Here is a 24686-nt window from a genome sequence, read left to right on the forward strand (position 1 = left end):
GGAAGCAGCCGCGCCCCGACGATCTCGCAGGCGGCACGGTAGGCATCGCGGTGCTTGAGAGCCGCTTCGGTCGGTGTCGAGGCGCCCGCTCCGCCTGTGCCGTCGACGGTCTCACGTGAAAAGTCGAAGGCTGTCAGCGCGTCGAGACGGCCGAGGTGCCAATGCCGACGGAACCGATCGCCGGCCAGCCAGAGAACCCCCTCCCAGCGACACGGACGCGCGTTTTGCTTTGCTCACGATCTGGCTCCCTACAGGGTTTGGTCGACTTGCCCCAAAGCGCGTCTCGCCTCAGCCACGCTGCGGACGACCACATAGGGAATATCACGATGGCGGCAGAGATGGCCGAAGGCGACATGGTCATGCGACAGCCGTTCGGCTTGCGTCCGGATCTTCAGACAGAGGCTTTGGCCACCCGGGAAGAGCAGAAGTAAATCCGGCGTTCCACCTACGAAAGCGGGAACGGCGCGATGCCCGGCCGGCCTTGCACGGTCTGGTTGTGTTGAGGGGCGGATCGTCAAGACATGCGGTGCTTCAGCGGCCAGGATCCGAAGCACCTCCGCCTCGATCGTCGCGGCATTGGCGGGCTGCATCGTATCGAGACCGAAGCTGCGTCGCCGTCCGGGTGAGCCTGCGCCGACACGCGTCGAGAGGATGCGAGGCGCGGTCATCGGGGCGCTCGGGTGCGGCTCGCTGACCAGTGGGTGGCACAATAGACGCCGCGGACCCGGGTTTGGCTGCAGAACCGGAAGGTGGGATCAGCGACATCGCCGATCGGCCATCGGCAGTCCCGTGGCAAGAGGACATCGACCGCCAGAGCGGCAGAGTCCATGTAAGTGGCCCAAGACAGGGAGGAACTCGGTGGGAGGGAAGCAGAGGCGGAAGATCCTGGCTGAACTGCTGACATGTCGTGTTCCCATATTAGGCAAGAAACACGACATATGTATGCAACTTAAGGTTGTAAATAGCCCATATAGGGTCTGGTGCTTTTTTTGTTTGTTCCCTATACGTACACACCTCACGAAGATGAGGCGACACAATCATGGCTAACAACTTGCGCGTGCTGCGTGGTGCCCGAGGCTGGTCGCAGGAAGATGCCGCGTCGGCTCTCGGCACGACGCGCAACCAATATGTCAAGCTCGAGAATGGCACCCGGCGCCTGAGCGATAAGTGGATCGAGCGCGCAGCCGAAGCTTATGGGATCGATGCGGGAGAGATCGTCCGTGGCAAACCGATCGTGGTACCGATCGCCGGTTATGTCGGAGCGGGTGCCGAGATGATCCTTTTCGCGGAAGGTCAGGGAAACCTCGGCGAAGTTGCGGGTCCAGACGGCACCTCCGACCGCACGATCGCGGTTGAAATCAAAGGCGAAAGCCTCGGTCCGTTTTTCAACGGGTGGCTGGTTCTCTTCGATGATGTCCGATCACCCGTGACGGACGATCTGATCGGCCGGCTCTGTGTCGTCGGCCTTATGGATGGCCGTGTGCTCGTCAAACGACTGATGAAAAGCCGTGGCCCGTCGTCCCTGTTTCATCTCTACGGGCAATTCGGCGATCCGATCCTCGACATTGCGGTCAAATGGGCCGCCCCCGTCAAAACCGTCATGCCGCGATGATGGCTTACAAACCAAGGGCGGTCCTGAGTTCCATTCGCGCCGCTTCGTAATCGACCTGGAATTGAGGTTGCTTCATCGCAAAGGCCGCAATGACCGATCCTGCGATCCGACCCATTTCGATGTCGGACGGAAAATGCATCCCGGCCACCAGCCGGTTCTCGGCATAGGTCCAGGCGCGATCCATGATGACCGTGCGCTTTTCGGGGAGCATATCGCCAAGGACGACTCCCATCAGCGTGCCGAGCGCGGCATGGGAAGACGGCCACGAGCCGGATGTCGAGAGCTTGACGACCGGCTTGATAAGATCACTGACCATATGCGGCCGGAGCCGAGCGAAGGCCGTCTTGGCCGGATCGACGACAGCATTATCGGTCGCGACGAGCCGCGCGAAAAGCGTCGCCGTCTTCGGCAGGTTTTCGGCTGTGAATTTCGGCCCGATCACATCGGCGAAGCGCCAGACCTCCTCGACGGCATCGGCCTGCGCCCGTGACACCATATCGGCGTTACGGCTGACCTGGATGACTAATAATTCCCCAAGCTCACCCTTGGTGTCGGCTGAATCGGCTGCCGGCGGAGATGGCAGGATCATCAAAAGATCGACGGTATGGTTGTCAAAATAGGGTGCTGCGCTGAACGGCGCGTTGGTCTCGGCACGCGCCGGCACGCTTACCTGCAGCATCAAGGCCAAAATCAGGGACATCAAGGCGCGCATCGCAGCTCCGTTCGCTTTCGTTTGCCGATCATCGGCAGGACGGCACTAACCATCCGCAGAAATCGACGGCATCAAGGCCTTCCGCCACGCTTCGTTTCGAGGCAAGGAGGGGTCGCACCATTCTGCGACCTTATCAGCTTACTTCGGATGTCTACGAATGGCCCTGCCGGCATCGTCGCGCGAGTCCCAGGCTAAGTTCAACACCGGAACCGACGCAATCGCCGGCATCGCGATCCGCCAGCTCGGCGGCCTCCCGATTGCGGTCATGGATCGCGCCGAATCGGCCTTGTTGCTTGACCGGGCCGGCGCACCCGACCGACCACTCGGCCGCCGGCCCCTCTATGTCACCTCGGCCAATGGTGAGGTCATGTCGCGTGCGGCCTCCGAACCGGCGATTCGCCGCCTCTTCGAAGCCGCCGACCTCATCCACGCCGATGGTCAGGCCATGGTGGTTGCGTCCCGTTATGTCGGCGCGCCGCCCCTGCCCGAGCGTGTCGCCACGACCGACCTGTTCCACGACGTCGCCCGTCTGGCGGAACGCAGCGGCACGAGTTTCTATCTTCTTGGCGGCACCGCTGAAACCATGGCTCTCGCCGAGTCCGCCATCCGAGCGGCTTATCCGGCGCTCGTCATCGCAGGCGCGCGGAACGGCTACATCGAGGCGGCAGACGAGGATGCGGTCGTGGCCGAGATCAATCGCCTCCGGCCCGGCATCTTGTGGATCGGCATGGGGGTGCCGCGCGAGCAGTCTTTTGCGATCCGTCATCTCGACCGGCTAACCGATGTCGGTGCCATCAAGACATCTGGCGGACTTTTCGACTTTCTCTCCGGCCGACGAACGCGCGCGCCGCAATGGATGCAGACCGCCGGACTTGAATGGCTGTATCGGACGATGCTCGAGCCGCGTCGTCTCGCCGTGCGCTATCTCACCACGAACCCGCATGCGGTCTATCTGATGCTGCGCCGGTCGGGGCATTGAGCCTGCTTTAGTCCGGCAGACCGGCGAGCTTCATGCTCGCAGTAAAGAGCGCGGCGGCGGCAGCATCATCCCGTGCCGACGGACGGGCTTCGATCACGGCACAGCGATCGAAATATTCGCCGGTGATGCCTGCGACTTTGCGCGACGCCGCGAGGTAGATCAACGTTTGAGCCCCCTGCTCCGGCGTGATCGCGAACGTCTTCACCGCGCGGGCCAGAAGCGCGAGCCAGCCGCCGCTGTCATCGCCGAAGCGCGTTGCGACGACGCCGGGGTGAAAGCAATTCACGGTGACGCCCGTGCCGGCCCACCGCCGTGCAAGCTCTCGCGTGAACAGGATGTTGTAGAGTTTCGAGCGACCGTAAGCGAAGGGGCCGCTATAATTTTTCAACGACTGCATGTCGGCCGGGTTGAACCGCTGACCGCGATGCGCCGCCGAGGCGGTGTTGACCACGCGCGCGCCTCCGGCCGCCTCGAGCGAGGCCTTCAGCCCGAGTGTCAAAACCAGATAGGCCATGTGGTTGGTCGCAAAGGTGCGCTCGAGACCGTCCTCCGTGATCTGACGCGCTTTGAACATGGCGCCCGCGTTGTTGGCCAGGACATGCACGATCGGCTCGGCCTCTGCGATCTCGGCGCCGACGCGCTTCATGTCGGTCAACCGCGAAAGGTCGCCGAGGTGAAGTCGGTGCGTCACGTTCGGGTTGGCGGCCGTCAGTCGCGCCATCGTGCGCGCGCCGCGGGCGGCGTCTCGTGCCACGACCACCACCTTGGCGCCGCGCCGTGCCAGCGTTTCGGCCGCGACAGCACCCAGACCGGAGGTGGCACCGGTCATCACCACCGTCTTGCCGACCATCGATCCCTGGCGATCCTTCCCCATCGTTGGCGATGCGTTCATTGGGCGTGCTCCCTCGGCGCGATCGGACCGCGCTGCTCAGGTCACGCACCGCTTGGAGCAAACCCTTGCGCATCGCTCTCCGATGCCTGTAATTCATCGCAGTTGCAACGGCTTCGGCTCTGCGTCACGACGTCCAACCCATCAGGAGACATGCTTCATGTCGGCGCGCATCATCGACGGCACAGCTTTCGCGGCCACGCTACGCGGCAGGGTGCGGAACGGTGTAGAGGCGCTGGTGCGAAGCCATGGCGTGGTGCCCGGTCTCGCGGTCGTTCTTGTCGGCGCCGATCCGGCCAGCCAGGTCTATGTGAAGAACAAGGCGGCTCGGACGGTTGAAGCCGGCATGCGCTCCTTCGAGCACCGTTTGCCGGACACGACCACAGAAGCCGAGTTGATGACCCTGATCGCCAGCCTGAACGCCGATCCGGCGGTCCATGGTATTTTGGTGCAACTGCCCCTGCCGAAACAAATCCGCGAGAATGCGGTCTTGACCGCGGTCGATCCCGCAAAGGACGTCGACGGCTTCCACCCGATCAATGCCGGCCTGCTCGCGACTGGCAAGCCCGGCCTCGTCCCCTGTACGCCGCTAGCCTGCGTCATGCTGGCGAAAGACGTGCTCGGGTCGCTCGAAGGGCTCGACGCCATCGTGATCGGCCGCTCGAACATCGTGGGGAAACCCGTCGCTCAATTGCTGCTGGCCGAAAGCTGCACCGTCACGATCGCACATTCGAAGACACGGGATCTCGCCGCCGTCTGCGCCCGCGCCGATCTCGTGATCGCTGCGGTCGGCCGCCCAGAGATCGTGAAGGCCGACTGGCTCAAGCCGGGCGCGACCGTAATCGACGTCGGCATCAACCGCGTTGCCGGCGCAGAACTTGGCAAGATGAAGCTCGTCGGTGACGTCGACTTCAAGGCTTGCGCCGATAGGGCCGGCGCCATCACCCCGGTTCCGGGCGGTGTCGGACCGATGACGATCGCCTGTCTGCTGGTCAATACACTCCGGGCCGCTTGCGCGATTGCCGGAGCAACCGCGACCGTCTGACGGTCGAGGCGAGATGTTTTTGGTCGCATGGCGCGATTTCGTGGCACAAAAACGGTACAAACTGGCCTTTAGCTGCGTGCTGAGCTATGAAAAGAGCCGCATGAGACGCATAGATAAGATTGGGTTCGTGCATCCAGCCCCGACGTTCGGAGCCGATGCACGGCCGCGTCGAGGAGATACCGATGGCTTCCGCACGAAACAGTTCACCCGACGCCATGGCAAAAGCCGAGGTTAAATTTCAACAGGTTGCACGCCGCAAGCTCGAAGCCGATCAGGCCATGAAGGACCAGATGATCGCGCGCGAATCCGAGACCAACAAGACCGCGCGTCTTCGTGCATTGCGTCTGGCCAAGGAAGAGGCGGATCGCGAAGCTGCTGCCGAACTCGCGGCTAACGCGCCGCCGCCTAAAGTTCGCAAGAAGGCAGTTAAAAAGAAGGCTGTCGTGACCGAAACCGCCGAATAAGCGGTCTTGATCCGGGCGGGCTCAGCGCCCGCCGGACACGTCGAGAATGGCGCCGCTCGTATAAGAGGCGGCATCGCTGAGCAGCCAGACGATTGCTTCGGCGACTTCGGACGGGTGTCCGGCACGTCCGAACGGGGTCGTCGCACCCAATCGCTGCGCCCGATCTGGATCTCCGCCGCTGGCATGGATGTCGGTCTCGATCAGGCCGGGCCGGATGGCATTGACCCTGACGCCCTCGCGGCCGAGCTCCTTCGATAAGCCGATCGTGAGTGTGTCGATCGCGGCCTTGGCGCCGGCGTAATCCACAAACTCGTTGGGCGATCCGAGTCGCGCCGCGACCGAGGAGACGAGCACGATCGATCCGCCTCGTCCGCCGCGTCCCGTCGAAAGCCGCCGCGCCGCTTCACGAGCGCAGAGATAAGCCCCATACGTATTGACCTCGAAAGTTCGCCGCAGCCGCTCCCCGCTCATATCCACCAAAGGCAAAGACGGAGCCGTGATGCCGGCATTGACGACCACGCCATCGAGCGGCCCGAACGCACGCTCGACCTGGTCGAACAACCGGATCACCTCGTCTTCGATCGACACGTCGGCCTGCAACGCAATGGCTTTGCCGCCGCGATCGACAATATCGGCTACGACGCCATCGGCCGCCTCCACCTGACTTTTATAATTGACGCCGACCGACCAGCCGCGCGCGCCACACAGGGTCGAGGTCGCGCGGCCGATGCCGCGACTGGCGCCCGTCACGAGAATCGTCTTCGTCATCATGTCATCTCCGGACCATCAATGCGCCGATACGGGACGATCAATCCGGAAACACGACCGTCTTATGGCCGTTGACCAAGACACGATCGGCAAGATGATACCGCACCGCACGCGCCAACACGCGCCGCTCAATATCGCGACCCTTGCGAACCAGATCCTCCGGCGTATCCGCGTGGGTGATCCGCTCGACATCCTGCTCGATGATCGGGCCTTCATCCAGTTCGGCGGTAACAAAGTGAGCCGTGGCGCCAATGAGTTTCACGCCACGCTCAAAGGCCTGATGGTAGGGCTTGGCACCTTTGAAGCCGGGCAGGAACGAATGATGGATATTGATGCAGCGACCGGCCAGCTTCCGGGTTAGATCGTCGGATAAAACCTGCATGTAGCGCGCCAGCACCACGAGATCCGTGTTGGTCGTCTCCACGATCCGCATCAACTCGGCTTCCTGCGCGGGCTTGTTGTCCCGGTTGACGGGCAGATGATGGAACGGCACGTCCGCGATATCGAGATGAGCGTAGGTTTCACTCGGATAGTTCGACACGATGCCCGAGAGATCCATCGGCAATTCGCCGATGCGCCAGCGATAGATCAGATCGGCGAGGCAATGATCGAAGCGCGACACCATAATGAGCACGCGCTTGCGGTGAAGCACCGGCCGGAGGGTCCATTCCATGTCGAATTTTTCGGCGATCGGCGAGAACCAGCGCGCGAGACTATCGGCAGGTGGCGACGAAGCGAGGCGCCTAAAGACGACCCGAATGAAAAAACGATCCTGATCGTCGAACTGATGCGAGTTTCGGATGTCGCAGCCATGATCGTAGAGGAATTGCGAGACGGCCGCGACGATGCCGGGCCGATTGGCGCAAGCCAGGGTGACGACATATTCTTCAGGCATAAAATATTCCTAGCATTCAAAGCCTTTTGGGCCTGAGTCACGTTGCCACGCAAGCCTCTTTTTTGGATAGGTGACCCTGACGTTCACCGTCCTGCTCAAAGCGACGCTTCGTGGTCCGAGGACGCATCGCGCCGCTCAAGCCGAGCGTGCGGTCGCCTCGCCAGACGTCAGCGGACCCTGGCGCAAACGCGCCAAATCGAACCGCTGTACATCGCGCAGCAATTCGACAAAGGCCACAGCCCCATAAGCAGCGCTGGCTTCGCCCTTTTCCGGCGATCCTGCCGCAGCATTGCCCATAGCGCCTGCCGGAGACACGTCCTGCGCCATCCAGCCGAATCCGATCGGCTGCGTAACGCGCAAACGGGCGAACTCGGCCTCGATCGCGATACTGTCCGGCACGAAATCGCGCAGCTTGTCATGCCGCACGAGGTCCGGCCGAAACGCCATCATGAGCGAAGTTTCGACCTCGCCGGCGTGAATGCCATGAGCACGTTCACCGGCCGAATAGAGGTCGTCCGGATAACCGAACCGGTGCATCGAGGCCCCGACCACAAGCATCCCGAGCCGCACCCGCAGGTCGCGCGCGATGATGTCGATCGACGAGACGTTGCCGCCATGCGAATTGGCGATCACGAGCTTTCGCACACCCGCTCGATGGATGCTTTCGCCGATCTCCGTCCAGGCCCTGATGGCCGTCTCGGGCGAGAGCGTCAAGGTTCCCGGAAATTCGATATGTTCGTCGGATTTGCCCACGGTCTGCATCGGGAGGAACAAGGCCGGCAGATCATCCGGAACGCGTGCGACGATCCGCTCGAGATAGCCCGCCATGATGAAACTATCGACGCCGACGGGCAGATGCGGCCCATGCTGCTCGACAGCAGCGACCGGTAGAACCGCAATGACCTCGCTCATGTCGGCGGCGTGAAAATCCGCCCAGGTCAGCTCTGTCCAGATCTTGGTTTGGAAGACGCTCATCGATCAGTTTGCCTAATTTTTGCTCGGTCCGAGACCATGATGGGGCCGCCCTTACTGCGCCGCAACGGCCTCGACTTCGACCAAAAACTCCGGTCGAGCGAAGCCCGACACGATCATCAAGGTGGAGGCCGGCGGCGGACCGGACAGCAGGCTGTCGCGCGCCGCCATATAGGCCGGGAGATGCTCACGCCCGGTCACGTAGGCATTGAGCCGAACCAGGTGATCGAGCGTCATACCGGCTTCCCCTAAGATCGCCTCGATCGCGCGAAAGCAGAGAATCGCCTGCTCGAAAGCGCTGGGCGGGATCGTGGCCACGGCGTCGATGCCAAGCTGGCCCGAGCAGAACACCAGCCGCGCGCCGGGCGGGACCTCGATGCCATGGGCGTAGCGGGCGAAGGGCGGGTGGATGGTGGTCGGCGCGAGGGGGCGAAGCATACCCGGTAGGCTAGCGAGTTCGGGGCGCGAAGGAAACTCTTCTGCGCCAGACCGGCGTCGTCAAAGCAGGCGTCATTGGCCTTACTCAAGATTGTGCAACAACAAGGCATAGAGCTTGCTGACCGTGGTTGCGACAGGCATCGTAGAAGCGGCGGTCGCTGCGTTTTGACGAAGCGAGCCGAAGGAGGTTGAGCATGGCGTGGGTAACCAGAGTGGCCACATTGACCCTTGTGATCGGTGGCCTCGCGCCAACCGGTGCTTTCGCGCTCGATAAGGTGACATTCGGCACCAATTGGTTGGCCGAGGCCGAACACGGCGGCTTCTATCAAGCCATCGTCGATGGCACCTACGCCAAATACGGTCTTGATGTGACCTTGCTGCCGGGCGGCCCGCAGGTCGACCGTGAAATCCTTCTGCCCAGCGGCAAGCTCGACTTCTATGTCGGTGGCAACATGCTGCAAGCCTATTCAGCGGTCGAGCAGCACGTGCCGATCGTGGTGGTGGCCGGCTTCTTCCAGAAAGAGCCGCAGTGCATCCTGTCGCATCCAGGCGTCGGGCTCGACACGTTCGAGTCGCTCAAGACCGCGCCGATCTTCATCGGCAAGGAAGGGCTGACGTCCTTCTACCGCTGGATGGTGTCGCAATACGGCTTCTCGGAAGACATGGTGAAGCCCTATACCTACAATACGGCACCGTTCATCGCCGACAAAAAGTCGGCCCAGCAGGGCTATGCGACGTCGGAACCCTATGCGGTCGAGACCCAAGGCGGCTTCAAGCCGAATGTTTTCCTGCTGGCCGACAACGGGTTCAGCACCTATTCGACCACGATCGAGACGCGAAGCGACCTCGTCGAGAAAAACCCCGATCTCGTGCAGCGTTTCGTCGATGCCTCGGCGATCGGCTGGTATAATTATCTTTACGGAGATCCGGCCAAAGCCAACGAGGCGATCAAAAAAGACAATCCCGACATCACCGACAAGGAGTTGGGATTCGCCCGCGATACGCTGAAGCGCGACGGCATCGTCGACTCGGGAGGGTCGCTGCAAGATGGCATCGGCGCCATGTCGGATGCGCGCCAAAAGGACTTCTTCGATAAGATGGTGAAGGCTGGCGTGACCAGCCCCGACATCGATTACAAAAAGTCCTACACGCTGCAATTCGTGAACAAGAAAGTCGGGCTCGATCTTCGCCCGAAGAACTAAGGTCTTGTTTTTTCCTTGAGCATCATGGCGCTCTCAACATCCTCACCCGCCGGCGGCACGGCCCCTCTCGTGTCGCTTCGCAATGTTTCGAAGACATTCGCCAACGGAACGGTCGCGCTGAGCAAGCTCGACCTCGACATCCGTGAGGGAGAGTTCGTCTCCCTCATCGGCCCGTCCGGCTGTGGAAAATCGACGGCTCTGCGGATCGTCGCCGGATTGACGGCTCCGTCATCTGGGACGATGCAGCAGACGGGTGATCAGTCGGAGATCGGCTTCGTGTTTCAGGAGCCGACGCTGATGCCTTGGGCCAGCGTCTTCGACAATGTGTGGCTGCCGCTGCGGCTGCGCGGCGTCTCGCGCAGCGCGGCCTCGCCCGCCATCACCGAGGCGCTCTCGCTCGTCGGGCTATCGGGCTTCATAAACAGCTATCCGCGTGAACTCTCGGGCGGCATGAAGATGCGGGTCTCGATTGCGCGAGCATTGGTCATCAAGCCTCGTCTGCTGCTGATGGACGAGCCCTTCGCGGCGCTGGACGAGATCACCCGGTTCCGGCTCAACAACGATCTGATCCGCCTCAAGAACGACCTCGGCACCACGGTCGTGTTCGTGACCCATTCGGTCTACGAAAGCGTCTATCTGTCGAGCCGCATCGTCGTGATGGCGTCGCGCCCCGGCCGTGCCATCGACGATATCGTGGTCGAGGCGCCTGCCGAACGTACGGAGGATTTCCGCTCGACGCCGATCTATGTCGAGACGTGTCGGGCGGCCTCGCTGTCGTTGCACAGTGCCATGGCGGCGGAGGATCATCTGTGAGCACGATCGATCCTGTGTCGGACCAGATGGACCTCGCGGAGCCGAATGCGGCACGCGCGCGCTACCGCCTCGCGCCCCATCATTTCATCGACTACGTCCTGCCTTGCATCATCTTCCTGCTGGCCCTCGCCGGATGGGAAGCGGTCGTGCGGGTGCAGAACATCCCGGCCTACATCCTGCCGGCCCCGAGCCTCATCGCCACGACGCTGGTCAAGGATTGGGGCGTGCTCTCAGTGTCTCTACTGGTCACGCTGCGGACGACGTTTCTGGCGCTGGGGCTTGCGGTGGTCGGCAGCGTCGGCCTCGCCATGATCTTCGCTCAATCGAAATGGATCGAGCGATCGTTCTTTCCGTTCGCGGTCATCCTGCAAGTCACGCCAGTGGTGGCGATCGCGCCGCTTTTATTGATCTATCTGACGCCGCAGATTGCCGTGCTGGTCTGCGCGTTCCTCGTGGCGTTCTTTCCCATCCTGTCCAATACGGCGCTCGGGCTTGCCTCCGCCGACCACAATCTGCTCGAATTGATGGAGCTCTACCGCGCCTCGCGCTGGCAGCAGCTGCTGCGGCTGCGATTGCCCTCGGCCCTACCCTATTTTCTCGGCGGATTGCGGATCGGCGGCGGATTGGCGTTGATCGGTGCCATCGTGGCCGAGATCGCGGCCGGTTCGGCTGGACAAGGGTCCGGGCTCGCCTTTCGCATCGTCGAGGCTGGGTTTCGCCTCAACATTCCGCGCATGTTCGCGGCTCTGGTGCTGATCTCGCTGACCGGCATCCTGATCTACGTGATGTTTACGCTGCTCAGCTATCTCTTGCTGCGCCGTTGGCACGATAGCGCGCGCCAAAAGGGGCATTGAGCATGAGCGCCACATTCCGGCTGCCTGCCTCGGCCCGAACCTGGACCATCGCGGATGCTCGGGTCCCGACCCCCTTGCTCGATAAAACGATCGGCGGCGACGGAAGCCGCACGCCCGAGGTTGTCATCGCCGACCATGATGGCCTCGTCGCCGTCGACATCGCGATCGTAGACGGCCGCATCGACAGGATCTCGTCAGCCGGCGTCTTGCCGGTCACGGGACCGGTCCTGCAGCGTCCCGGGCTCGTGCTGCCCTGCTTCGTCGACGCGCATACTCATATCGACAAGGGTCATATCTGGCCGCGCGCGCCGAATCCGGATGGCTCGTTCGAGGGCGCGCTCGCCACCGTCCCGGTCGATCGCGCCGCGCATTGGACCGCCAACGACGTCGCGACCCGCATGGAATTTTCGCTGCGGGCTGCCTACGCGCATGGCACGCGAGCTATCCGCACCCATCTCGATAGCGCCCTGGGACAGACCCGGATCTCCTGGCCGGTCTTCGCCGAAACGCGGGAGCGATGGCGCGGGCGCATCGAGTTGCAGGCTTCGCCGCTGTTCGGCATCGACCTCGCACTCGACGACGCGCATATGCATGACATCGCCGACATGGTGGGGGAGTTCGGCCATTGCTTCGGTGCGGTCACCTACCCCGGCCCGGCGCTCCGTCCGGGGCTTGATCGTCTGTTCCGTCTCGCGGCCGACCGCGGGTTCGAACTCGATTTCCATGCCGACGAGACCAATGATCCAGCCGTCAACACATTGGCGGTGATCGCCGAAACCGCGCTGGCGTTTGGTTTTCCGCAGCGCATCCTCGTTGGCCATTGCTGCTCGCTGGCGTTGATGGATCCCGACACCATGCGGCGAACCATCGATCTCGTGGCCCGCGCCGGATTGTCCGTGGTGTCGCTCCCCCTCTGCAACATGTATTTGCAGGATCGGGACAAACTGCAGCGCACGCCGCGTTGGCGCGGGGTGACGGCCATCAAGGAATTGCGGGCGGCCGGTGTGCCCGTGATGATCGCGAGCGACAACACACGCGACCCGTTCTACGCCTATGGCGACCTCGACATGCTGGAAGTTTGGCGCGAAGGAACGCGCATCGCCCATCTCGATCATCCGGTCGGACCCTGGGCCGACATCGTCGCGGCGACACCCGCCACGGCTCTTGGGCTCGATCGTCCCGGACGGATCAGGGTCGGCGATCCGGCCGACCTCGTGATTCTCCCGGCCCGCAGCCTGTCCGAACTCCTGGCGCGCCCCCGCCAGGACCGGATCGTCATTCGGAGCGGTCGACCGATCGACACCGCCCTGCCCGCTTACGCGCAACTCGACCATCTCGAAGGTTTGGCGCCTTGACCGCACGCTATGACATTGCCGCCCTAAAGCAGCGCCTCGGTGCGATCCGCGTCGAAGAAAACCCGGCGCTCGTGAAGCAGAAGAGCCGCGACTTTTTCTGGTACTCGCCCGTTCTGAAACGCCAACTCGACGGCATCGTCGGCGACATCGTGGTCAGCCCACGTTCGACCGACGAGGTGGTCCAAACGCTGCGGGCCGCCTATGCGCTCGGTATCCCGGTCACGCCACGCGGGTCGGGGACCGGAAATTACGGACAGGCCATGCCGCTCTCGGGCGGCATCGTGCTCAATCTTGCGGAGATGAACCGGATCGTCTCCATCGCGCCGGGGCGCGTCGTGTGCGAGCCGGGTGCCGTGATGGTCGACATCGACGCCGCCACCAAGGCTCATTCGCGGCAGGAGCTGCGGATGCATCCCTCGACCTACAACACGGCCTCGATCGGCGGCTTCATCGCGGGCGGATCGAGCGGCGTTGGCTCGATCAACTGGGGCGGCCTGCGCGATCTCGGCAATATCCTGCGCCTTCAGGTCGTGACCATGGAGGCGGAGCCTCGCATTCTCGATTTGCGGGGCGAGGATCTCAACAAGGTCGCGCATGCCTATGGCACCAATGGCATCATCACCGAAGTCGAAATGCCGCTGACCCAGGCGCATGAATGGGTCGATATCATTGTCGGCTTCGACGACTTCAACGATGCGGCTCGGTTCGGCAATCTCCTTGGCGAGGAAGACGGCATCCTGACCAAGCTGATCGCGCCGATCGCGGCGCCCGTGCCGCAAAGCTATTTCCTGCGCCACAAGCGATTTCTGCCGGACCGAAAAAGCGTCGTGCTGTTGATGGTGGCCGAACAGGCGCTCGACGCCTTCGCGACCTTCGTGAAGCGCTTCGCAGGCGCGGAGGTGCTATTCGACGCAAGCCGCATCGCGGCGGCTGATCGCGAGGGGCTGCCGGCCAACTACGAACTCTCCTGGAACCACACCACCTTGCGGGCGCTGCGGGTCGATCCCGCCATCACCTATCTGCAGGTGCTGTTCCCGTTCCCCAATCAACTCGAGACGATCGCCAAGGTGCATGGCCATTTCGGCGACGAAGTCATGGGCCATCTCGAATATGTGCGTTTCAACGGTAAAGTGACCTGCTTCGGCCTGTCGCTGGTCCGCTTCACGACAGAGGAGCGGCTCGACCAGATCATCCGCATTCATGAAGAGATTGGAGCGCCGGTCTTCAACCCGCATCGTTACACGCTGGAAGAAGGCGGCATGAAGCAGACCGACCGGGTGCAACTGGCGTTCAAACAGGAAGCCGACCCGCAGGGCTTGCTCAATCCCGGCAAGATGATCGCCTGGGAGGATCCCGATTTCGACTTCGACAGCGGCAAGACCTACCTGTTTCCCAGCCTGTCGGCCGTCGGGGCTGGGTGGGACGGCGACGCATGAACGTCCTCGTCGTCTACGCCCATCCGGTCGAAACAAGCTTCGTCGGCGCCCTTCACCGCATAGTCGTGACGCGTCTCGAGCGGGCTGGTCATACCGTCGATGATTGCGATCTCTATGCGGAGGGGTTCGACCCCGTCATGTCGCGGCAGGACCGGATCGATTATCACGACACCGGCCTCAACCAGTCGCGGATCGGGCCGCATGTCGAACGGCTACGGCGGGCGGACGCTTTGGTGCTGATCTACCCGGTGTGGAACTTCGGCTTTCCGGCCATCCTCAAAGGCTATCTCGATCGGGTCTGGGTACCGGGTGTGGCCTTCGAACTGGCCGAAAATGGCGACTTGAGCTTCACGCTGCGGCACATCAAGAAGCTCGCGGCCGTCTGCACGTATGGCGGCCAATGGTGGCGCGCCCGGTTGATGAGCGACCCGCCCCGCCGTTGTGTGACCCGCATGATGCGCGCCCATGTGGCGCTGACCGCGTCCACCGATTATCTTGCCTGCTACGACATGAACCATACGACGGAGACGAAGCGGGCCGCCTTCATGAGCCGTGTCGACGCCACGTTTTCGCGCTGGCGTTAGACCGAGGCGCGGCTGTCCGACCGACGCGTCTCGAGAGGGTCGGGAACCGCTCGGATGCTACCGCGAACCCCAACCTCCAGGTACACTCGTCTGATGATCCCGAATCTTCTCTCGATCGCCGGCTCGGACCCGAGTGGCGGCGCCGGTATTCAGGCCGACCTCAAAACCTTTTCGGCACTCGGCTGCTACGGCATGGCGGCGCTCACCGCTTTGACGGCACAGAATACGCGGGGCGTGAGCGGCGTCCATGTCGTGCCGCCGGAGTTCGTGGCGGCCGAGATCGACGCGATCTTCGCCGACATTACGGTCGATGCGGTGAAACTGGGGATGCTGGCCGATGGCGCGGTCGTGGCGGCCGTGACCGATCGACTGGTGCGCCACGCGGCCCGCAACATCGTGCTCGATCCTGTGCTTGTCGCGACAAGTGGTGACAGCCTCGGCAGCCCCGATGTCGTCGGTGCGATGACCCGCCTTCTGCTGCCGCTCGCCACGCTGGTGACGCCCAATCTACCCGAGGCGGCCCGCCTTGCCGACGGGGCTTTACCGACTGACGTCGCCGGAATGCGGCTGTTGGCCGAGAAGCTCGTTGCGTCGGGCGCACGTGCGGTTCTGGTCAAGGGTGGCCATCTCGACGGCGATGTTGCGGTCGACATTCTGTTTGATGGAACCACCATGCGGGAGTTTTCGGCGCCTCGCATCGACACGCCCAACACGCATGGAACCGGTTGCACCCTGTCGTCCGCTATCGCGGCCTATCTCGCGTTGGGCGACGATCTTGCCGGATCGGTCACGAAAGCGAAGGCGTTCCTGACCGACGCCCTCCGGACCAGCGGCGAGCTGCGTGTCGGTGGCGGCCACGGGCCGGTGCACCATTTTCACAGTCTTTGGAATAGATTGGCAGAGCCTTGAGGCGGCTTGCGGTTCTGGCCGATATTCACGGGAACCTGCTGGCATTGGACGCTGTGCTGGCCGATCTCGCCCACCAATCGTTCGATCGTGTCATCAATCTTGGAGACTGCGCGTCGGGGCCGCTCTGGCCGCGAGAAACCTTGGATCGGCTGCGCGAACTCGATTGGGCGACCGTACGGGGCAATCACGATCGATGGGTCGGAACCTTGCCACGTGCCGAGCTGACCGACAGCGACCTCTTTGCCAGCGACATGCTCGATGACGAGGCGCGTCGATGGTTAGCGACTCTGCCGACACGCCTCGATGGGCCGGGTGGTCTCGTGGCATTCCATGCCTCGCCGAACGACGATAATGCCTATCTGACCGAAGAGGTCGTCAACGGCCGGCTACGGCCCGCGCCGCACCAGCGCATATCGGATCGGCTCGGCGACCTCCCCGACGTTGGTCTCGTGCTGGCGGCTCATAGTCACATCGCCACCGTGGTTCGCCTTCCGAATGGCCCGTGGATCGTCAATCCCGGCAGCGTCGGCTGCCCGGCTTACATCGATCCGGACCACCCCGCGCACGTCTCCGAGAGCGGCAGCCCGCTGGCCCATTATGCGATCGTCACCGTCGCGGACCATCGTGCCACGGGCCTAGCGGGTGTTGAATTTCGTGCGATCCCCTATGATCATGAAGGCGCCGCGCGCCGCGCCGAAAGCTTGGGCGAGCTGGATTGGGCCTATGCCTTGCGGCACGGCTTCATCCGCGCCACGGAGGCGGCGATATAGTCGAAGGGTCTGCGATGAACATGTCTCCCACATTCACGACGGCCGAGCGTATGGCCGCCACGGGTCCACTGCCGCCCGGCCATCCGGCCGTGAAGACTCGCAAGGTCGGCGTGCTGCTCAGCAATCTCGGAACGCCCGATGCGACCGATTATTGGTCGATGCGCCGTTATCTCTCCGAGTTCCTATCCGACCGACGTGTCATCGAGACTCCCCGGATCATCTGGTTGCTCATTCTCAACCTCATCATCCTGACGATCCGCCCCGGTCGCAAGGGCAAGGATTACGACACGATATGGAACCGCGAACTGAATGAAAGCCCGCTGAAGACAATCACGCGAGGGCAAGCCACGCAGCTTCAAGCCTCGATCGACGCCGGCCTCTTCGGCGCGAGCGGCGATAAGGTCGTGGTCGAATGGGGGATGCGTTACGGCAACCCGTCGATGAAATCCGCGATCGACAAGCTTTCGGCTGCGGGATGCGACCGCATTCTTCTGGTGCCGCTCTACCCGCAATATGCGGCAGCCACGAGCGCCACGGCCTGCGACAAGGTCTTCGAAGCTTTGATGGCGATGCGTTGGCAGCCGTCCCTGCGGGTCGCGCCGCCCTACCATGACGATCCTGTTTACATTGAGGAACTGGCGAAATCGGTGACGGAGCATCTCGCGACGCTCGATTTCGTCCCGGAGGTCATCCTCGCTTCGTTCCACGGGGTCCCGAAGCAATATCTAATGAAGGGCGATCCCTATCATTGCCAATGCGTGAAGACCGGCCGCTTGTTGCGTGAGCGGCTCGGCCTGACGCCGGAGAACTTTAAGATCACCTTTCAGTCGCGCTTCGGGCCCGCTGAGTGGTTGCAGCCCTATACCGATGAGACAATTAAGGCCTTGGCGGCGCAGGGCGTGAAGCGCATGGCGGTCCTCACGCCAGGCTTTTCTGCGGATTGCCTCGAGACGATCGAGGAAATCGGGGCTGAGAATGCCGAATATTTCCTGCATGGCGGCGGCGAGAATTTCGCTCGCATCGCGTGTCTCAACGATAGCGCTGGCGGCATGAAGGTGATCGAGGCCATTGTGCGGCGGGAGCTGATGGGTTGGGTCGAGGGCGCGACACCGGCAACCGTCGATGCTCCGGTCGTCGCCAGCGTCTAAACAGGTCGACTAGCGGAGGCAGGTGGTCCACTCGGCCGCGTCCCGCGTCCGCGCCGTGTTGATCTCAGCCAGATAACGATGGTTGCGGGTTGGTTTGGCGGGGTTGCGGAGAAACGGGTTCGGCAGCGCGGTCGCAAGAAGAGCGGCTTCGCGCGTCGTGAGTTGCGCGGAAGTTTTATTGAAATCGTGCCGCGCCGCCGCCTCCGCCCCAAAGATCCCGTCGCCCCATTCGGCAATGTTGAGATAAACCTCCAGAATATGCTTTTTGCTCCAGAGCGCATCGACCAGGAGCGCCAACGGGATCTCCAAGCCCTTCCGAATGAACGAGCGTCCGTTCCAGAGGAACAGGTTGCGGGCAACCTGCATCGTGATGGTCGACGCACCCCGCGCGGGACCGTCGGGATCGTCCATCACGTCCTGCAATTGGTGCCAATCGACGCCGTTATGACTGCAGAATTGCCCGTCCTCGGACATGACGACCGAGTCGATCAGCCGGGGCGAGACGTCGACGAGCGGGATCCATTGTCGATCGACCGGCTTTCCCCTGATCCAATGATTGATCATCAGAACCGAGATCGCCGGGCGCGTGCTGTCGTAGACGAAAACCGCGACGAACAGCAGCATCACGAGAACGAGACCCGCGATGATCCAGTTCAGAATGCGGTTCAGCCTCCGAAAGACGCCGGGCCTCCCCACGCTCAGGACGCTATCGTCGAAGAGGTCGCGCCCATGGGCCCGACCAGAGCGTCTGATGGCCCTGTCAGGGGTGTTGATCGGGTCAAATCACGCCGAGGTCCCGACCGGCCTCGATAAAGGCTGTGATGGCATAGTCGACGTCGGCCTCGGTCAAGGCGGCCGACATCTGCGTTCTGATCCGCGCCTTGCCTTTCGGCACGACCGGAAAGAAGAATCCGGCCACGAACACACCGCGCTCATCGAGCGCCTTGGCCATGGCCTGGGCGCGTGTGGCCTCATTCAGCATGACCGGGATGATCGGAGTTTCGCCCGGGAGCAAAGCGAAGCCGGCGGCCGCAAGACCAGCCCGGAACCGGCGTGTATGCGACATGAGGCGGTCGCGCAGATCATCGGCCTCGAGACAGATTTCGATGGCCTTCAGCGATCCGGCCGCCACGGGCGGCGCAAGGCTGTTGGAAAAGAGATAGGGGCGCGAGCGTTGCCGCAACAGGTCGATCACAGGCTGATCGGCCGCAACGAAGCCGCCCATGCCGCCGCCAAGCGTCTTCCCGAACGTGCCGGTGACGATGCCGACCCGATCCACCACGCCGGCCAGCGCGGCTGCGCCCCGCCCTTGCGGGCCGAGATGTCCGGTCGCGTGGCAGTCATCCACCAGCACGATGGCGCCATAGCGCTCCGCGAGATCACAGATCGGCTTCAACGGTGCGAGGTGCCCGTCCATTGAAAACACGCCATCGGTGACGATCAACTTGAAACGAGCCCCGTCGCGGTCGGCCTCCTTCAATCGATCTTCGAGTTCGGTCATGTCGCTGTTGGCAAACCGATAGCGTTTGGACTTTGTGAGCCGGATGCCATCAATGATCGAGGCGTGGTTGAGCCCATCTGAAATGATTGCGTCTTGCTGGTCTAAGAGTGGTTCGAAGACGCCGCCATTGGCGTCAAAACAGGCCGCGAAGAGAATTGCGTCAGCCTTGCCGAGGTAGCTCGCGATCGCGCGCTCGAGTTCGCGATGCAGGGTCTGCGCCCCGCAGATGAAACGGACCGACGCCATGCCGAACCCATAGTCGTCGAGGCCGCGATGCGCCGCTTCGATCACGCGCGGGTCGGAAGCGAGACCGAGATAATTGTTGGCGCAGAGATTGATGAAGGGCCGTGTACCGCCCGGCGTCTCGACCGCGATAGAGCCGCCTTGCGGCCCTGCGATAAGACGCTCGCGCTTATAGAGACCATCCCGCTCGACGTCCGTCAGCGTCGCGGATAGATGATCGAGGAACGCCTGTGTCATCATGGCACCTTCCGGCTCACTCGCCTGAGCGGTCGCTTGGCACCGCAGTGAGCGCGACCAAGCCCCTATAGAAACCGGTCGATCACATCTAGGCCAGGACCGCGTATGCGAGAATAAACTGTGGCACGGGAGCCCGCCACTCGCATTTTCGGCGCGGCGCAGTTGTAATTCAGGGAACCACAGCGCATCTTGTTGGGGTGACGCAATGGTGGGCCGAACGCGGCACCGAGGGTGTCGTGTGGTTCACGGATGTGAGGGACACGCACTGGCCACGAGCACCATTCTTGAAGCGGTTTCGCCGAAACCCGCACCGTCGGGCGCTCTGCCTGACTCCGATCAGATCATTCGGGCGGTCCTGGACAGTCTTGACGACGCCAAGGCCGACGAAGTTCTCCCCCTCGATCTTCGTGGCAAGACCTCGCTTTGCGACATGATGGTGATTGCGACCGGTCGCTCAACGACGCATGTGAGTTCGATTGCGGATCGCGTGACGCGGGCCTGTAAGGATCTCGGAGTCGTGGCGCGCGTCGAGGGCTTGTCGAATTGTGACTGGGTTCTGGTCGATGCACATGACGTGATCGTGCACATCTTCCGCGCCGAAGTCCGCCAGTTTTATAATCTCGAGAAGCTTTGGGGCGTCGATCGGCCCGACGAAAAGCAGGCCGACCGGGATGCACGGCGCGCGGGAGCCTGAGTTTCCCCGGCTGCCCTAAACCGACCCGGACCGAGCCATGAAAATCGTTTTGCTCGCGGTCGGTCGGATGAAGACAGGACCTGAACGCGAACTGATGTCCCGTTATATGGAGCGGGCTCAGGCCATGGCGCGGAGCGTCGGCCTGACTACTATTGCGGTCCGTGAACTCGACGAGAGCCGAGCCCGTTCCTCGACTGAACGAAAGCGCGAGGAGGGTCGCGCGATCCTCGCGGAATGCCCATCCGAGGTCCATATCGTCGCCCTTGATGAACGTGGCGCGTCGCTCGGCAGCGAAGCTTTCGCGGGTAAGCTTGGGGTCATGCGCGATGAGGGGATTGATGCGGTTGCGATCGTGATCGGCGGAGCCGATGGATTGAGCGACGAGGTCCGCGCCCGCGCGGCGCTGTGCCTCTGTTATGGTGCCGCCACCTTCCCGCATCAGATCGTTCGCGTCCTCGCGGCCGAGCAGATCTATCGAGCGTGCACGATTTTGGCGGGTCATCCCTATCATCGTGGGTGACCAGCGCGGCTGCTTCTCGGCGGTCTCGGTCGATCGCACAACGGTGCCGCGGCGTTCCTCGATGTCTTTCGCGCCATCAGAGGGTTAGGGTTGCGTCGGCAGCCCTAAGGTCCTGTATAAGCCACCGTCCTGATAGATGAGCGGCTCAGTGTCTCCGCAAAGCCGGACTTGCTCCACTTCGCCGATGAAGATCGAGTGGCTGCCGTATGAAACTCGTTTGGTCAGAACACAGAAGAGGTTCGCCTGAGCGTCGATCAGATACGGAAGTCCACCGGAATGCGCGTCCCACGTGCCATAGGCAAATCGATCCTCGCCAGCCGCCTGGCCGCTAAAGGGACCGACCATCTCGTCGTGATCCAAACCGAGAAGATTGATACAGAAGCGGCCGCTCGCGATCGCCGGCGCATGGATGCTGGCGCTTTGGTTGATACAAACCAAGAGAGCTGGAGGATGCGCCGTGACTGACGTCACCGAGGTTGCGGCCATCCCGTAACGTCGTCCGTCGAGCGCTGTTGTGATCACAGTGATGGTCGATGCTAATCGACGCATCGCCATTTTAAAGCCGTTCAAGATGTCCTGGCCTTCGGCTATTCGCGCGTCGCTGTGCATGGAGCATCCCTCTCAGGGATTCAGAATCGGCATTCCATCACGTCTGACAAGATCGCGCGGCCGATGAGACAGCACGACAACTCACGCGATGCGAAAGTGATACCGGCCTAATGAACAGCGCTGGTTTCGGTTGCGAACAGCCCTGGAATATCGGTTCGGCTTGACCCCTTCCACTCGGTATTGCTCACCATGTTCTCGAACGTCGCGGAGCAAATCTCGATCACCGCGCCGACCGCTCGGGTCAGCGGACGATCGTTGTGGTGAACCAGATAGATTGTGCGATGGAGAGGCTTCTCCCCGATTGTCCAAGTCCTCAGACCGTCCGTCCCATCCCGCGCGACGACATTCGCCGGGAGGATCGCATAACCAAGTCCGTGCTGCAGCAGCGGTCGGAAACAGGCATAAGCATCGAGATCTAACACCACATTGAGGTCATGCCCCATTGCGAGCGCTTTGGCCTGTACAATATCGCGTAAGCCATGCCCAGTACTCGGCATAATCAATGGAAGCTTAGACAAGTCCGCATAGGAGATGTAATCCATTTCCATAGCATGGACACCCTCGAGCGGCGTCTTCGGACCGACAAGAAGAAGATCTTCCGACAAAACTGGAATAGACTTTAAGCCACCATCCTTGATCGGCTGATACAAAAATCCGATGTCGATCCGTCCTTGCTTCAGCCATTCGAGGACGAACCCACTCATCGCTTCTGCGATCTTGACTTTAACCTTGGGAAATTTGGTCTTGGTGTCGAGGAGAAGCGACACGCCCAAGAACGGACTGATCGACGCTGACATGCCGATTTTGACATCGCCCTGGGGCTCGGCATCGAATTCCTGAATTTCTTGTCTAGTGGCTTGGAATTGCCGGATGATCGAGCGTGCATCACGCAGCAGGATCTCGCCAGCCTCGGTCGGGACAACCCCTTGCGCCTTGCGGAACAGGAGGCTCTTGCCAAAATCGGCTTCCATATTCCGAACGTGAAGACTGAGCGCTGGCTGTGCAACGTTTAAAAGCTGCGCCGCTTTTGAGAACGACCCTTGCTCGACGATCGCAACAAAATATCGGAGCTGCCGCAAATCCACCAAAACTCTCCAACCGTTTGACGCTCACCCCTCTTCCGAGCAAAACGCATACCGCTCACTTGAGCAACACTCGATAAGCTGGCGAGGCTCGCACGATCGCGGTAGGCTAGCCTCTTCGCGTAGATGACCACGGGTTACATTGTATAAGGCCGACTTTATCCAGCAGAGTCGCCATCGATACTGCTCATCGACCGACGCCTACTGCGACTCATTCCTGCGACATTTTGACTTATACGCTGTCTCAGCCCGACACAAGGCTAATAATTATAGAACGCATTCGTTCCAAGACGGGAGAGGTGCGGTGGGCTAGGCTGCGGACTGCCCGCTTCCCTGAAGTTTCGATTGGATGAAATTTTCGCTCGCAACATCCGTGCACAGCGCTGCCCACTCGCAGCCCGCACAAGCGCCGCGAATCGATGATGCTTGGAAACGAGAACGGAGCCGCATCAGCAGAGCGGGAGAAACAGAAAAACGAGATCCTGCCATGGCATCGATGCCTAATTCGGCGTCCAGCGCCTCGCTTGCGGCGATGTCCCGTGACCGAACCCGCGTCAACCAACAGTGGGCATCGGGGTCGGTCAGAAGGGGCGCGCAGATGTCATCCGGACCATCGACGATCTTGATTGACTCGCCCTCGTCGATCCGAGCAACGATGCCGGCGAGGTTTTGCACGAATGACGCGGAATATCCGCGTCCCACGAAGGTCAGCATACACAGCAGGTGATGAGCCCGCAGCGCAATCATCAGGCCCGCTTACCGACCGCTTCATAGATGCCGGTCGCCAAGGCGGCCTTGACGATCCCACCGACGATAAAGGGCGTCGCGCCCGCCGTGATCGAGGCTTCCCAGCCGACGAATCGCGCCAGCCAGACACAACCGATCGCGATGATCAGTGCGTTGGCCGCCAGCATGACGCCCAGCGACATCGCAAGCGAACGGCGCAACAAGCCTTGCTCCGCCGCAAGGCCGACAACGCCGGCCGCGATTGCAAAACCGAGAAGATAGCCGCCGGTGGGGCCGACGAAATGAGCGATGCCGGCCGCGCCTCCCGCCAGAACCGGCAAGCCGAACACCGCTTCGGCAAACCAGGCCAAGACCGTCGCAAGAGCCAAACGCCATCCGTAGAAGGCGCCGATCATCGTGATCGCCAGGGTCTGCATCGTGATCGGCACGGGGATCATCGGGACCTGGATCCAGGACGAAGCGGCCAGCACCCCAGTCCCGACAACGACAGCCACGATCTGCGCGGCGCCGCTGCCATAAAGGGGAAGGACGGGAAGCGACGAAGTGGGCGATCGGCTCATGCAGCGGGTCCTCAAGCAACGGATTGGCCGAAGCGCCTTCGTGACGAGAAGGTGTCTCCGGCTTGATTTGACAGACGATGGTGATCCGAACCAGCCGCAGAGCCGACGGGAATGCACCACAGCGTCCTTCACGTTGACGAGATGGTCCTTCGTTCGTCAAGCGTGCTGGCTCGGATTTTGCGCGAGGCTGTGCTTTTCTTCAGGCCGCCATTGGCGTCGTCGGCAAGAACATCGCGTCACCGTTTCGACCCCACAAGCCTCTCGCGGCGGGGTCTACGCCACAGGCAGAGGGGTCGATCGGCATAAAAAACCCGGCTCTCTGGCGAGAGCCGGGCTTCGTGCCGAGACCGAAAGATTTAGCGGTAATAGCGGCGACCATGCCGATAGTAGGCGCGGCCGTGGTGACGACGATATTCGGTGCTTTGCGGCACCCCGAGGACACCCTTCACGCCGCCGACGACACCGCCCACAGCGCCGCCAACGACACCGCCCACAGCGCCACCGACCGGACCAGCCGCGCGATTCCCGGTTGCGGCGCCTTCTTGCGCGCCACGTCCGATCCCCTGAGCTTGCGCCGACATCGGAGCCATACAGAGGCAGAGCAGACCGGCTGCGATCATCAATTGACGTTTCAAACGACTAATCTCC

The 24686-nt window shown here is 62.1% G+C and carries 30 protein-coding genes; 15 read left to right on the top strand and 15 right to left on the bottom strand.

Annotated features, from left to right (window positions below):
• Positions 1–248: 248 nt before the first annotated feature.
• Together LGH83_RS06080 and LGH83_RS06085 are read right to left on the bottom strand one after the other, a co-directional pair.
• Positions 249–668 (bottom strand): hypothetical protein, encoded by a 420-nt coding sequence (locus tag LGH83_RS06080; protein ID WP_227401024.1) that lies wholly within the window; start codon positions 666–668, stop codon positions 249–251.
• A complete protein-coding gene (locus LGH83_RS06085) occupies positions 665–904 on the bottom strand; it encodes a GcrA family cell cycle regulator (RefSeq protein WP_319799615.1) in 240 nt (79 codons plus the stop codon). The genes LGH83_RS06080 and LGH83_RS06085 overlap by 4 nt, the downstream gene beginning before the upstream one ends.
• A 135-nt stretch (positions 905–1039) precedes the next feature.
• Here LGH83_RS06085 and LGH83_RS06090 point away from each other — a divergent pair, with 135 nt between their 5' ends.
• Positions 1040–1612 (top strand): helix-turn-helix domain-containing protein, encoded by a 573-nt coding sequence (locus LGH83_RS06090; RefSeq protein WP_131194721.1) that lies wholly within the window; start codon positions 1040–1042, stop codon positions 1610–1612.
• Between the two features lie 4 nt (positions 1613–1616).
• On the opposite strand, the gene LGH83_RS06095 is transcribed toward LGH83_RS06090, so the two are convergent.
• Positions 1617–2324 (bottom strand): acid phosphatase, encoded by a 708-nt coding sequence (locus tag LGH83_RS06095; RefSeq protein ID WP_227401026.1) that lies wholly within the window; start codon positions 2322–2324, stop codon positions 1617–1619.
• A gap of 157 nt (positions 2325–2481) precedes the next feature.
• On the opposite strand from LGH83_RS06095, the gene LGH83_RS06100 reads away from it, so the two are divergent.
• On the top strand, positions 2482–3303 hold the full coding sequence (locus LGH83_RS06100) for a WecB/TagA/CpsF family glycosyltransferase (RefSeq protein WP_227401027.1): 822 nt from the start codon (positions 2482–2484) through the stop codon (positions 3301–3303).
• A gap of 7 nt (positions 3304–3310) precedes the next feature.
• On the opposite strand, the gene LGH83_RS06105 is transcribed toward LGH83_RS06100, so the two are convergent.
• Positions 3311–4195, bottom strand: a complete 885-nt coding sequence (locus tag LGH83_RS06105) for an SDR family NAD(P)-dependent oxidoreductase (RefSeq protein ID WP_227401028.1) — start codon at positions 4193–4195, stop codon at positions 3311–3313.
• Between the two features lie 157 nt (positions 4196–4352).
• Here LGH83_RS06105 and folD point away from each other — a divergent pair, with 157 nt between their 5' ends.
• Both folD and LGH83_RS06115 read left to right on the top strand, forming a co-directional pair.
• Positions 4353–5237, top strand: coding sequence for a bifunctional methylenetetrahydrofolate dehydrogenase/methenyltetrahydrofolate cyclohydrolase FolD (gene folD / locus LGH83_RS06110; protein WP_227401029.1), 885 nt, complete (start codon positions 4353–4355; stop codon positions 5235–5237).
• Between the two features lie 155 nt (positions 5238–5392).
• On the top strand, positions 5393–5701 hold the full coding sequence (locus LGH83_RS06115) for a hypothetical protein (protein ID WP_227401030.1): 309 nt from the start codon (positions 5393–5395) through the stop codon (positions 5699–5701).
• 21 nt (positions 5702–5722) lie between these two features.
• On the opposite strand, the gene LGH83_RS06120 is transcribed toward LGH83_RS06115, so the two are convergent.
• From LGH83_RS06120 to LGH83_RS06135, 4 genes are all read right to left on the bottom strand, one after another.
• Positions 5723–6472: an SDR family oxidoreductase gene (locus LGH83_RS06120; protein ID WP_413771112.1), complete on the bottom strand. Its 750-nt coding sequence runs from the start codon at positions 6470–6472 to the stop codon at positions 5723–5725.
• A gap of 37 nt (positions 6473–6509) precedes the next feature.
• Positions 6510–7364 carry a formyltetrahydrofolate deformylase gene (gene purU, locus LGH83_RS06125; RefSeq protein WP_227401031.1) on the bottom strand — a complete coding sequence of 285 codons (855 nt, stop codon included), beginning with the start codon at positions 7362–7364 and terminating at the stop codon, positions 6510–6512.
• Between the two features lie 135 nt (positions 7365–7499).
• Positions 7500–8339, bottom strand: coding sequence for a creatininase family protein (locus LGH83_RS06130; RefSeq protein WP_227401032.1), 840 nt, complete (start codon positions 8337–8339; stop codon positions 7500–7502).
• 51 nt (positions 8340–8390) lie between these two features.
• On the bottom strand, positions 8391–8774 hold the full coding sequence (locus tag LGH83_RS06135) for a RidA family protein (RefSeq protein WP_227401033.1): 384 nt from the start codon (positions 8772–8774) through the stop codon (positions 8391–8393).
• Between the two features lie 194 nt (positions 8775–8968).
• On the opposite strand from LGH83_RS06135, the gene LGH83_RS06140 reads away from it, so the two are divergent.
• The 9 genes from LGH83_RS06140 to hemH all read left to right on the top strand — a co-directional run bounded on the left by LGH83_RS06140 (position 8969) and on the right by hemH (position 17845).
• Positions 8969–9976 (top strand): ABC transporter substrate-binding protein, encoded by a 1008-nt coding sequence (locus tag LGH83_RS06140; RefSeq protein WP_227401034.1) that lies wholly within the window; start codon positions 8969–8971, stop codon positions 9974–9976.
• A 24-nt stretch (positions 9977–10000) separates the two neighbouring features.
• Positions 10001–10789, top strand: coding sequence for an ABC transporter ATP-binding protein (locus tag LGH83_RS06145; RefSeq protein WP_131194712.1), 789 nt, complete (start codon positions 10001–10003; stop codon positions 10787–10789).
• Positions 10790–10815: 26 nt separating this feature from the next.
• The gene (locus LGH83_RS06150) at positions 10816–11643 is read left to right on the top strand and encodes an ABC transporter permease (RefSeq protein WP_413771145.1); all 828 of its coding nucleotides are present in this window, start codon (positions 10816–10818) and stop codon (positions 11641–11643) included.
• Positions 11644–11645: 2 nt separating this feature from the next.
• Positions 11646–12998 carry a cytosine deaminase gene (locus tag LGH83_RS06155; protein WP_227401036.1) on the top strand — a complete coding sequence of 451 codons (1353 nt, stop codon included), beginning with the start codon at positions 11646–11648 and terminating at the stop codon, positions 12996–12998.
• Entirely contained in the window at positions 12995–14434 is a 1440-nt protein-coding gene (locus tag LGH83_RS06160; protein WP_227401037.1) for an FAD-binding oxidoreductase, read from the top strand. The genes LGH83_RS06155 and LGH83_RS06160 overlap by 4 nt, the downstream gene beginning before the upstream one ends.
• Entirely contained in the window at positions 14431–15018 is a 588-nt protein-coding gene (locus tag LGH83_RS06165) for an NAD(P)H-dependent oxidoreductase (RefSeq protein WP_227401038.1), read from the top strand. Before LGH83_RS06160 ends, LGH83_RS06165 begins: the two co-directional genes overlap by 4 nt.
• 93 nt (positions 15019–15111) lie before the next feature.
• Positions 15112–15927 carry a bifunctional hydroxymethylpyrimidine kinase/phosphomethylpyrimidine kinase gene (thiD, locus tag LGH83_RS06170; RefSeq protein WP_319799616.1) on the top strand — a complete coding sequence of 272 codons (816 nt, stop codon included), beginning with the start codon at positions 15112–15114 and terminating at the stop codon, positions 15925–15927.
• Positions 15924–16697, top strand: coding sequence for a metallophosphoesterase family protein (locus LGH83_RS06175; protein ID WP_227401039.1), 774 nt, complete (start codon positions 15924–15926; stop codon positions 16695–16697). The genes thiD and LGH83_RS06175 overlap by 4 nt, the downstream gene beginning before the upstream one ends.
• 14 nt (positions 16698–16711) lie before the next feature.
• A complete protein-coding gene (gene hemH, locus LGH83_RS06180) occupies positions 16712–17845 on the top strand; it encodes a ferrochelatase (protein ID WP_413771113.1) in 1134 nt (377 codons plus the stop codon).
• Positions 17846–17854: 9 nt separating this feature from the next.
• Here the strand turns inward: hemH and mtgA are convergent, their stop codons facing one another.
• Entirely contained in the window at positions 17855–18541 is a 687-nt protein-coding gene (gene mtgA / locus LGH83_RS06185) for a monofunctional biosynthetic peptidoglycan transglycosylase (protein ID WP_227401040.1), read from the bottom strand.
• Between the two features lie 82 nt (positions 18542–18623).
• A complete protein-coding gene (locus tag LGH83_RS06190; RefSeq protein WP_227401750.1) occupies positions 18624–19826 on the bottom strand; it encodes a glycine C-acetyltransferase in 1203 nt (400 codons plus the stop codon).
• A 238-nt stretch (positions 19827–20064) separates the two neighbouring features.
• On the opposite strand from LGH83_RS06190, the gene rsfS reads away from it, so the two are divergent.
• Together rsfS and rlmH are read left to right on the top strand one after the other, a co-directional pair.
• Positions 20065–20520: a ribosome silencing factor gene (gene rsfS, locus LGH83_RS06195; RefSeq protein ID WP_319799618.1), complete on the top strand. Its 456-nt coding sequence runs from the start codon at positions 20065–20067 to the stop codon at positions 20518–20520.
• Between the two features lie 37 nt (positions 20521–20557).
• Complete coding sequence (rlmH, locus tag LGH83_RS06200) at positions 20558–21040, top strand: 23S rRNA (pseudouridine(1915)-N(3))-methyltransferase RlmH (RefSeq protein WP_227401042.1); 483 nt, start codon at positions 20558–20560, stop codon at positions 21038–21040.
• Positions 21041–21124: 84 nt separating this feature from the next.
• Here rlmH and LGH83_RS06205 read toward each other — a convergent pair whose 3' ends face one another.
• The 5 genes from LGH83_RS06205 to LGH83_RS06225 form a co-directional block, all read right to left on the bottom strand.
• Positions 21125–21649 carry a flavin reductase family protein gene (locus LGH83_RS06205; RefSeq protein ID WP_227401043.1) on the bottom strand — a complete coding sequence of 175 codons (525 nt, stop codon included), beginning with the start codon at positions 21647–21649 and terminating at the stop codon, positions 21125–21127.
• 107 nt (positions 21650–21756) lie between these two features.
• Complete coding sequence (locus LGH83_RS06210; RefSeq protein ID WP_227401044.1) at positions 21757–22734, bottom strand: LysR family transcriptional regulator; 978 nt, start codon at positions 22732–22734, stop codon at positions 21757–21759.
• Between the two features lie 306 nt (positions 22735–23040).
• Positions 23041–23445 (bottom strand): DUF1284 domain-containing protein, encoded by a 405-nt coding sequence (locus tag LGH83_RS06215; protein ID WP_227401045.1) that lies wholly within the window; start codon positions 23443–23445, stop codon positions 23041–23043.
• 32 nt (positions 23446–23477) lie between these two features.
• The gene (locus tag LGH83_RS06220) at positions 23478–24038 is read right to left on the bottom strand and encodes a biotin transporter BioY (RefSeq protein ID WP_227401046.1); all 561 of its coding nucleotides are present in this window, start codon (positions 24036–24038) and stop codon (positions 23478–23480) included.
• 356 nt (positions 24039–24394) lie between these two features.
• Entirely contained in the window at positions 24395–24673 is a 279-nt protein-coding gene (locus LGH83_RS06225; RefSeq protein ID WP_227401047.1) for a hypothetical protein, read from the bottom strand.
• Between the last annotated feature and the right edge of the window lie 13 nt (positions 24674–24686).

The sequence above is a fragment of the Lichenihabitans sp. PAMC28606 genome, from assembly GCF_020616535.1.
GTDB lineage: Bacteria > Pseudomonadota > Alphaproteobacteria > Rhizobiales > Beijerinckiaceae > Lichenihabitans > Lichenihabitans psoromatis.

What these genes read in the sequence shown, in the direction of transcription:
- LGH83_RS06080 (WP_227401024.1), bottom strand. Translation starts at nt 668, where the DNA reads ATGACCGCGCCTCGCATCCTCTCGACGCGTGTCGGCGCAGGCTCACCC.
- LGH83_RS06085 (WP_319799615.1), bottom strand. Translation starts at nt 904, where the DNA reads ATGTCAGCAGTTCAGCCAGGATCTTCCGCCTCTGCTTCCCTCCCACCG.
- LGH83_RS06090 (WP_131194721.1), top strand. Translation starts at nt 1,040, where the DNA reads ATGGCTAACAACTTGCGCGTGCTGCGTGGTGCCCGAGGCTGGTCGCAG.
- LGH83_RS06095 (WP_227401026.1), bottom strand. Translation starts at nt 2,324, where the DNA reads ATGCGCGCCTTGATGTCCCTGATTTTGGCCTTGATGCTGCAGGTAAGC.
- LGH83_RS06100 (WP_227401027.1), top strand. Translation starts at nt 2,482, where the DNA reads ATGGCCCTGCCGGCATCGTCGCGCGAGTCCCAGGCTAAGTTCAACACC.
- LGH83_RS06105 (WP_227401028.1), bottom strand. Translation starts at nt 4,195, where the DNA reads ATGAACGCATCGCCAACGATGGGGAAGGATCGCCAGGGATCGATGGTC.
- folD (WP_227401029.1), top strand. Translation starts at nt 4,353, where the DNA reads ATGTCGGCGCGCATCATCGACGGCACAGCTTTCGCGGCCACGCTACGC.
- LGH83_RS06115 (WP_227401030.1), top strand. Translation starts at nt 5,393, where the DNA reads ATGCACGGCCGCGTCGAGGAGATACCGATGGCTTCCGCACGAAACAGT.
- LGH83_RS06120 (WP_413771112.1), bottom strand. Translation starts at nt 6,472, where the DNA reads ATGATGACGAAGACGATTCTCGTGACGGGCGCCAGTCGCGGCATCGGC.
- purU (WP_227401031.1), bottom strand. Translation starts at nt 7,364, where the DNA reads ATGCCTGAAGAATATGTCGTCACCCTGGCTTGCGCCAATCGGCCCGGC.
- LGH83_RS06130 (WP_227401032.1), bottom strand. Translation starts at nt 8,339, where the DNA reads ATGAGCGTCTTCCAAACCAAGATCTGGACAGAGCTGACCTGGGCGGAT.
- LGH83_RS06135 (WP_227401033.1), bottom strand. Translation starts at nt 8,774, where the DNA reads ATGCTTCGCCCCCTCGCGCCGACCACCATCCACCCGCCCTTCGCCCGC.
- LGH83_RS06140 (WP_227401034.1), top strand. Translation starts at nt 8,969, where the DNA reads ATGGCGTGGGTAACCAGAGTGGCCACATTGACCCTTGTGATCGGTGGC.
- LGH83_RS06145 (WP_131194712.1), top strand. Translation starts at nt 10,001, where the DNA reads ATGGCGCTCTCAACATCCTCACCCGCCGGCGGCACGGCCCCTCTCGTG.
- LGH83_RS06150 (WP_413771145.1), top strand. Translation starts at nt 10,816, where the DNA reads ATGGACCTCGCGGAGCCGAATGCGGCACGCGCGCGCTACCGCCTCGCG.
- LGH83_RS06155 (WP_227401036.1), top strand. Translation starts at nt 11,646, where the DNA reads ATGAGCGCCACATTCCGGCTGCCTGCCTCGGCCCGAACCTGGACCATC.
- LGH83_RS06165 (WP_227401038.1), top strand. Translation starts at nt 14,431, where the DNA reads ATGAACGTCCTCGTCGTCTACGCCCATCCGGTCGAAACAAGCTTCGTC.
- thiD (WP_319799616.1), top strand. Translation starts at nt 15,112, where the DNA reads ATGATCCCGAATCTTCTCTCGATCGCCGGCTCGGACCCGAGTGGCGGC.
- hemH (WP_413771113.1), top strand. Translation starts at nt 16,712, where the DNA reads ATGAACATGTCTCCCACATTCACGACGGCCGAGCGTATGGCCGCCACG.
- LGH83_RS06190 (WP_227401750.1), bottom strand. Translation starts at nt 19,826, where the DNA reads ATGACACAGGCGTTCCTCGATCATCTATCCGCGACGCTGACGGACGTC.
- rlmH (WP_227401042.1), top strand. Translation starts at nt 20,558, where the DNA reads ATGAAAATCGTTTTGCTCGCGGTCGGTCGGATGAAGACAGGACCTGAA.
- LGH83_RS06205 (WP_227401043.1), bottom strand. Translation starts at nt 21,649, where the DNA reads ATGCACAGCGACGCGCGAATAGCCGAAGGCCAGGACATCTTGAACGGC.
- LGH83_RS06215 (WP_227401045.1), bottom strand. Translation starts at nt 23,445, where the DNA reads ATGCTGACCTTCGTGGGACGCGGATATTCCGCGTCATTCGTGCAAAAC.
- LGH83_RS06220 (WP_227401046.1), bottom strand. Translation starts at nt 24,038, where the DNA reads ATGAGCCGATCGCCCACTTCGTCGCTTCCCGTCCTTCCCCTTTATGGC.